The following is a 7,354-nucleotide window of genomic DNA, read 5'->3' as shown; positions in this document are numbered from 1 at the left end:
TAATGGTTAATGGTTAATGGTTAATGGTTAATGGTTAATGGTTAATGGTTAATGGTTAATGGCCTGCGGCTCGTAACGCTCACCTAAAAGGTAGAGCGCGGGATTTCCCATCTAAAACGTAACACCAGCAACGGATGTTGGAGTTAGGATTCTCGATTGCCATAGGTTAATATGGGCAAAGCGCCATGGTTGGCTCTCGTGCTCTTCTATTTTTCAACTTTACTGAGTACCCCAAAAACTACTCCAAAAACTAGTAAGCCAGTAAGTTGAGGAGGGATTACTTAGTAAAGTCCCCAAGTCGATGATTAAGTTAATCTAATAATCGCGCTTCATAGCCCATGAATACTAATTCTGTTTATTCCTCGTTTACTGCTCTGACTCTTAAGGTTGTCGGGCTGATAATGATCGTTTCCTCCCTTTTGGATTACATCATTTTGGCAATTCCCCCACAGGGAGCTAGCCTGTTAAAGCCAGAGTGGCAGTTGAACTTTGCTACCCAAGTTGTTGACCGAGGCATTATCCCTATGGTCGGCATTGGATTTTTATTTACTGGATATTGGATTGCTCAAAGTGCTGCTAACGCTACCACACAGCCAAAATCTTCGGTTCAAGATCTCCGATTTTGGGTGCTGTGTCTCTCTAGTTTGCTAGGGTTGGTCTTTCTGTTAATGGTACCGCTGCATCTCAATAACCTTCGTTTGCAAAGTTCCCAGGCTCTAGAACAAATTAACCAAAGAGCTAAGACTGCCGAAGTTCAACTGGAAAACCGCACTCAACAAGTCACTGAACTTCTCAAAAGTCCTCAAGGTATAGCCCAGGTAGAAAAGAGACTCGCCGATTTAGACGCAGCCATTAAAAGTGGTAGGATTCCAGCACAACAGCTTGAGCAAGCCAAAGCTCAGGCTAACAGAGTTAGACAACAATTGCAGGCAATTAAGGAAAACCCTGATGTGCTCAATCAAGAAGTAGAGCAGAATATTAACCAAATCCGTAGTCAGAAACTTCAATTAGAGAAACGAGCCACCACAGAAGCTTTCAAACTGGGCATTAAAACAGGTTTGAGTAGCTTACTCCTAGCAATTGGCTATATTGCCATTGGCTGGACCGGATTGCGAGGGTTGGGAAGTACACCAGTAACCCGTCGTGGGCAAGCTTAGTAGGGTGGAAACTTTTAACCCTGACCAGATTTTTGATAATGATCCCCTTGAGATGTTCTCGATCTATATCCTGACCTACAACGAAGAACTAGATATTGCTGCTTGTATCGAGTCAGCCCTACTCTCGGACGATGTGATTATCGTAGATTCAATCAGTAGCGATCGCACTGTAGAAATTGCTAGTCAGTATCCGGTGCGAGTTGTGCAGCACGCCTTTGAAAGTCACGGACGTCAGCGCACCTGGATGCTAAAGGAAGTTCCCACCAAGTACGAATGGGTCTATATCCTTGAAGCTGATGAACGCATGACCCCTGAATTATTTGCCGAATGCCAGGGAGCAATACAACGAAAGGAGCATGTGGCTTATTACGTTGCAGAGCGGGTCATGTTCATGAATCGCTGGATTCGCTACTCTACTCAGTATCCCCGTTACCAACTACGGCTGTTTCGTAAGGACAAGGTTTGGTTTGATGATTATGGTCATACGGAACGGGAAGTATGCGATGGACAGACTGGTTTCATAAAAGAAACGTACCCTCACTACACCAACAGTAAGGGATTTAGCCGCTGGATTGATAAACACAATCGCTACTCTACCGACGAAGCTCTCGAAACTTTGCGCCAGTTGGAGCAAGGAACGGTTAAGTGGCTAGACCTATTTTTTGGGCGTTCGGAAGTAGAAAGACGCCGTGCCCTGAAAAACTTGTCCTTACGGTTGCCCTGGCGACCTGTATTGCGTTTTGTATACATGTACTTCCTACTGGGAGGCTTCCTGGATGGTCAAGCCGGGTTTACCTGGTGTACCTTACAAGCATTTTATGAGTATCTGATATTGCTCAAAGTTTGGGAACTTAAGCATCTCATGCCCCCTCCGAGTAGCCGTGTGATTTCCTCAACTTCCCCAGGCTCAAAAGACTCTGATGCTACCCAGGTCACTTCGCAGTCATTAAGCGAGGATTAAGTGGCTTCGTTGTCGGTTGTTTCCTTGCACAGCTTGCTCGACAATCCTTTTGCTGTAGTCTTTCTGCCAGATTAGGGTAGGAGCCAGGATAAAACTATACCATTGGCTAACTAACCGATAAATCAAACATTTCATTTTTGATTTTCTATCTTTGTTAATCTATCTCTGGTAATATGTAAAGAATAATACCGATTGGTCTGGTCAAAGGGCAAAAGCTGGTCTGATATTACTTCATGCCAGTAATAACCCTATACCTAGTGCTGGGGAAAATCTAGTCATGGTGGGTATAACTCCCTAATGGCATCATCCAAGCATTAACTAGCGCCAGACTTCGGAAGTGGTCTTTTAGATTGATGCAAACGGCCTACCGTTTTGTGGCAGTTCCTAGAAACCCGGTTTGGAGTAGCTAAAGCCAACTCCCAAGTCTAGAATGAAAAGGGAAAACAAGTGTAATTCGACCGTTAAAACTTACCTTTAAACTATTTATTCTCCAAAACAAAAAAACAGAAGGAGAAAGCTAGCCATGGGCCGCAACGCCAAAGGTTGACTATTGATATCAGTTCTTGATGCAAAGCGCGAGTGGGGGAAACCACGGCAAAGCGCGAGTGGGGGTAACCACGGCAAAGCGCGAGTGGGGGTAACCCCCAAGACCGCGCTGCCTCCCCAAGACCGCTTAGTCGCGCTTACAGTCGTCGAATTAAAATCGCCACGGGTCGCACCTCTGCATCCCTTAATGGGTGCAGCGTAGGTTTTTCCTATGATATAGCTTCCCATCGGTGAAAGCAACCTCACTTTCCCTGCACTCCACCTACTTTCAAATTAGTGTCTATTGGCGTAGAATACCTGAGTTCGAGATAACCAACTATCTGACTATTGAGGAGTATAAAGTCAGGAGCTTCGAGTCAGACTAATTGATTGTCAAGGAATTTTTACCTTGAAATCCTCCCAAGAATCCAACAATCGTTCTGTATAGTCCCACTAACCATAGCTGAATTATGATGATGAAAACAGCAATTATGTATCCTGTCTCCTCCTCATACGCAAGTAAATTGATTAGATTGTGCATAGGCGCACGCTACGCTAACAAACTGAGATATACTAGTCTATAAGGGCTATATCAACCTTGGCATTTTTTTAACCACTCGAAAAAAAAAGTGGCTAGGAAAAGTAGGGAGAATAGTAGGGAATTGAGGTGGGTAGTCAAAAATTTTATTCAGTTATAAGGAGAATCTGTGCTCTGTGTTCGAGGGCTTGAAGCAGGATCTAAAAAATGACCTAATTGCGGGGATTCTAGTGGTAATTCCCCTGGCTACCACAATCTGGCTGACGATTACAATCGCCAACTGGGTGATAAATTTTTTAACTAGAATTCCTAAACAAATTAACCCTTTTGATAATCTCCACCCCATCTTAGTAAATCTGATTAATTTAGGAGTGGGGCTGACAGTACCACTACTATTTATTATGCTGATTGGCTTGATGGCACGCAACATTGTGGGACGGTGGTTGCTAGATTTGGGGGAGAAACTATTGCAAGCGATTCCGTTAGCTGGCTCAGTATACAAAACCCTTAAACAGATTTTGGAAACCCTTTTGCAGGATTCTAAAACTAAGTTTAGTCGGGTGATTTTGGTAGAGTATCCTCGCCAAGGAGTCTGGGCGATCGCGTTCGTCACCGGTGTTGTGAGTGCACAACTCCAATCCCACATGGAACGCCCGATGTTGAGCGTTTTCATACCTACTACTCCTAATCCCACCAGTGGCTGGTATGCTATGGTTCCTGAACAGGACGTGATTAATCTTTCGATGTCCATCGAAGATGCCTTTAAAGTATTGCTCTCAGGTGGAATTGTTAGCCCAGATAACCCGGCAATCCCAATTAACCTCAAGCAGCCTCCGGAAAAGCAACCATTAGAAGAACCATTGCCTGAGATGATACAGCAGGTTTTGCCAACAGAAGACACCTAATCGTTTTGGGTAAAAGGACAACATTAACTAAGGACAAACAATGCAACCTCGCAGAATTGCCCGTGAACTGGCTCTTTTGGGCATCTCTCAGATGCCCAACTCACCAGAGCGGTTGGATACACAACAACTGAATAATCTGGTGCTGGCGGCTGTTCGTACCCTGACTGGAGAAATTCAAGAGGCTTTAGAAACGGCGGCGGCTGAACTGAAACGGGGTAGCGATCGCATTCTCGAAAGTGAAACTCGTGCTACTGATGTACGTAGTGCTAGAGCTATGGTAACAGATGCAATTGAGTTAACTGAAAAAGCGATCAATCACTTGGGCAGCGCGGTAGAGATTCCCGAAATTGTCCAGTTGTCTAATACGGCAGAAGTCCGTAGCTATACCCTAGAAATTCTCAAAGCTGTCAGTCGTAGACAGCTTGAGATTGATCAGATGTTGAACCAATCCCTGAAAGATTGGCAACTGAAGCGCTTGCCTCGTATTGACCGGGATATTCTGCGGATGGCTGTGGCGGAAATTTCGTTTTTAGATATCCCAGACCGAGTCGCAATTAATGAAGCAGTGGAACTGGCTAAGCGCTACAGTGATGAGGAGGGACACCGTTTTATTAATGGTGTTTTGCGTCGTGCCAATGAGTTGATCAAAACTCAAGCTCTACCACAATAGCGGAGGGAGTATGGGGAATAGACTAAAATTCGGCTAATACGCAAGGCTACATTAGAAAATTAATAATATTAAGTCAAATATCGATAAAATTAAGGAAACGGTTAGGGATTAGCCTAGGGCTAAGCACTCAAAACCTAAATCAAATATTGAATATATATAGTTAATTGACGCCATAGTCAAGTAAGGGTAATGGTCTTTAATTGGTTCCACCGAAAGTCTGATGCTAGCGCAGGGTCTGCTAAGAAAAAGGACTCTGATACATCTCAAGTAGAATCGGAACAAAAGGCAACAGAGCAACAACCAATAGACCAAGCTGATTCTAAGTCCCAAGAAGAGTCATCCTCGGCAGCAGCTGATGATTACCTGAGTTGGGCAAAAGCTGCCTACAAAAATGTTCAGAAGCAACAAGTAGATCAATCCCCAGAGACAGAAACTACTGACAGTAAGCCAGTAGATGATACAACGGCTCAGCCAGCAGCAACGGCTACACCGGAAAAACCTCAAGAATCACAAGAGACTGAATCTCCAGCGGCTGAAACATCGGAAGGGTCTGAGGAAACTGACACGACAGTTACACCTGAGGTAGCTCAGATAACTGTTGAATCAGAATCACAAGCAGAATCGGAATTAGAAGAGTCTACGGTTAGTGAAGCTTCGGTAGATACTGCTGAAACGGTGGAACCAGTAACCGAGCAATCCTCTGATCAGATGGTAGAGGAGGTAGTATCAACACCATCGGATTCAGTAAGCTCTAATCATGACTCATCTATAGCGATGACCTCGGTTGAGAATAAACCAATCCCTGAGTCAGATACCTTGACAACTGATATAGCTCCATCAGTTGAGACAACAGAGGAAGAAACCCCTGGTTCTGGCCCAAGTTGGGCGCGTCGAGCAAGCACTAACCGACTAGCACGACTGGAACGTCTTAAGGAAACAGCTATTGAAACCCCTGAACCGGAACCCGAAGTGGCAACTGTGATCGAGGATGAAGGGGAAGCAGAGATAGATCAAAATGTGCTTGGTCTGGCCTTTGATGATGGGTTCTTGTGGTCAGCAGAAGTGTTGGCATCTCAGGGACGAAGTCCTGAGGATATCTCGATCGAGGAAATTAGCTGGCTCAAGCAACTGCGTCAGGGATTGGGCAAAACTCGTCGTGGCTTGATTAACCAACTAAAAGCGATTGTGGGTCAAGGCCCGTTGAATCAAGACGCGGTAATGGAGATTGAGGCACTGCTATTACAAGCAGATGTAGGAGTTGAGGCCACTGACTATATTATTGATACTCTACAAGCTAGGTTGCGGGAGGAGTCTCTACCAGCAGAAAAAGCGATCGCATATCTCAAACAAATCATCAGAGATTTGCTAGAGCAACCTTACAGTAACAATTACAGCCAGACCTTTGCTCCAGAAAACGATACCTTGAATATCTGGTTGATGACTGGAGTCAATGGTGCTGGCAAAACTACTACTATTGGTAAACTCGCTAACTTAGGTCAGAAGTCAGGCTACCGTTGTTTAATTGCAGCAGCAGATACCTTTCGAGCTGCGGCAGTGGAACAAGTTAAGGTTTGGGGAGAGCGCAGTGGTACTGAAGTGATTGCTAATCCTGGTAAGAATACTGATCCAGCTGCTGTTGTGTTTGATGGCATTAGTGCTGCCCAATCTAGAAATACCGAATTACTGTTGGTGGATACAGCAGGACGATTGCAAAATAAGAAAAATCTAATGGAGGAATTGGCGAAAATTCGGCGAATTGTCGCTAAAAAAGCCCCAGATGCCACAGTTGAATCCTTGCTAGTGCTGGATGCTACTTTGGGTCAAAATGGTTTACGTCAAGCACAAGTCTTCTCAGAGGCAGCAAAACTGAGTGGGGTGGTATTAACAAAATTGGATGGAAGCGCCAAAGGTGGTGTCGCTTTAGCAGTCGTGCGGGAACTGGGCTTACCGATTCGCTTTATTGGTGCAGGGGAAGGGATTGAAGATTTGCGGCCTTTCTCTAGTTATGAATTTGTGGAAGCTTTGCTTAGTGGCTAAGCTGGTCTTGATTGAAATTGTTGGTTATGATAGCAAGGGAACAGGGAACAGGGAACAGGGAACAGGGAAGAAAAATTATTACAATTCATTTAGGATCCCTATAGTCATGGTCTGATCACTGATTATGGGATCAGAAAAATATAATTCCTAAAAAACGCGATGAAGCGAAGCTTCCGCTAAAAGCGATCGCTAAAATCTCGTTCGCGTAGCGTGACCTATGGTCAATCATCTAAAAAACGCGATGAAGCGAAGCTTCCGCTAAAAGCGATCGCTAAAATCTCGCTCATCTAAAAAACGCGATTGACCTATGGTCACGCTACGCGATCGCTAAACTCTCTATCATTATCGGAGAGCTTGTAGTGATTCGATTTTAATGCGATTGACCGTAGGTCACCCTAGGCAAACGCAAATTTAGGTAAGCTGGTGTGCATTTAAATTGGTTATTCCCTGTTCCCTGTTCCCTTTGAACAATTTAGGTATCCCAATCTAAATACTGAACAGCTTATCCATCAAGCCGATATTACTTCAAAATCAGAAATCGTCTCAATCCACACCCGTGCT

At 44.6% G+C, this 7,354-nt stretch carries 6 protein-coding genes; 5 read left to right on the top strand and 1 reads right to left on the bottom strand.

Annotated elements, in window-relative coordinates:
* Positions 1–338: 338 nt before the first annotated feature.
* Together hpsJ-B and AC4II3_RS23930 are read left to right on the top strand one after the other, a co-directional pair.
* Positions 339–1,157 (top strand): hormogonium polysaccharide biosynthesis protein HpsJ, encoded by an 819-nt coding sequence (gene hpsJ-B, locus AC4II3_RS23935; protein WP_488011597.1) that lies wholly within the window; start codon positions 339–341, stop codon positions 1,155–1,157.
* Between the two features lie 52 nt (positions 1,158–1,209).
* The gene (locus AC4II3_RS23930) at positions 1,210–2,118 is read left to right on the top strand and encodes a glycosyltransferase family 2 protein (protein ID WP_488011613.1); all 909 of its coding nucleotides are present in this window, start codon (positions 1,210–1,212) and stop codon (positions 2,116–2,118) included.
* Here AC4II3_RS23930 and AC4II3_RS23925 read toward each other — a convergent pair.
* Positions 2,104–2,253, bottom strand: coding sequence for a hypothetical protein (locus tag AC4II3_RS23925; RefSeq protein WP_488011595.1), 150 nt, complete (start codon positions 2,251–2,253; stop codon positions 2,104–2,106). The two genes, AC4II3_RS23930 and AC4II3_RS23925, sit on opposite strands and share 15 nt — an antisense overlap.
* A 1,104-nt stretch (positions 2,254–3,357) precedes the next feature.
* Between AC4II3_RS23925 and AC4II3_RS23920 the strand changes: the two genes are divergently transcribed.
* The 3 genes from AC4II3_RS23920 (at position 3,358) to ftsY (ending at position 6,793) form a co-directional block, all read left to right on the top strand.
* The gene (locus tag AC4II3_RS23920; protein WP_488011593.1) at positions 3,358–4,086 is read left to right on the top strand and encodes a DUF502 domain-containing protein; all 729 of its coding nucleotides are present in this window, start codon (positions 3,358–3,360) and stop codon (positions 4,084–4,086) included.
* Between the two features lie 40 nt (positions 4,087–4,126).
* Positions 4,127–4,756: a transcription antitermination factor NusB gene (gene nusB, locus AC4II3_RS23915; RefSeq protein WP_293074696.1), complete on the top strand. Its 630-nt coding sequence runs from the start codon at positions 4,127–4,129 to the stop codon at positions 4,754–4,756.
* 189 nt (positions 4,757–4,945) lie between these two features.
* Complete coding sequence (gene ftsY, locus AC4II3_RS23910; protein ID WP_488011590.1) at positions 4,946–6,793, top strand: signal recognition particle-docking protein FtsY; 1,848 nt, start codon at positions 4,946–4,948, stop codon at positions 6,791–6,793.
* Positions 6,794–7,354: the final 561 nt, after the last annotated feature.

Source organism: Moorena sp. (genome assembly GCF_982860115.1).
The sequence above is the reverse complement of the archived record's forward strand: the minus strand, read 5'-3'. Positions and strand labels throughout refer to the sequence as shown.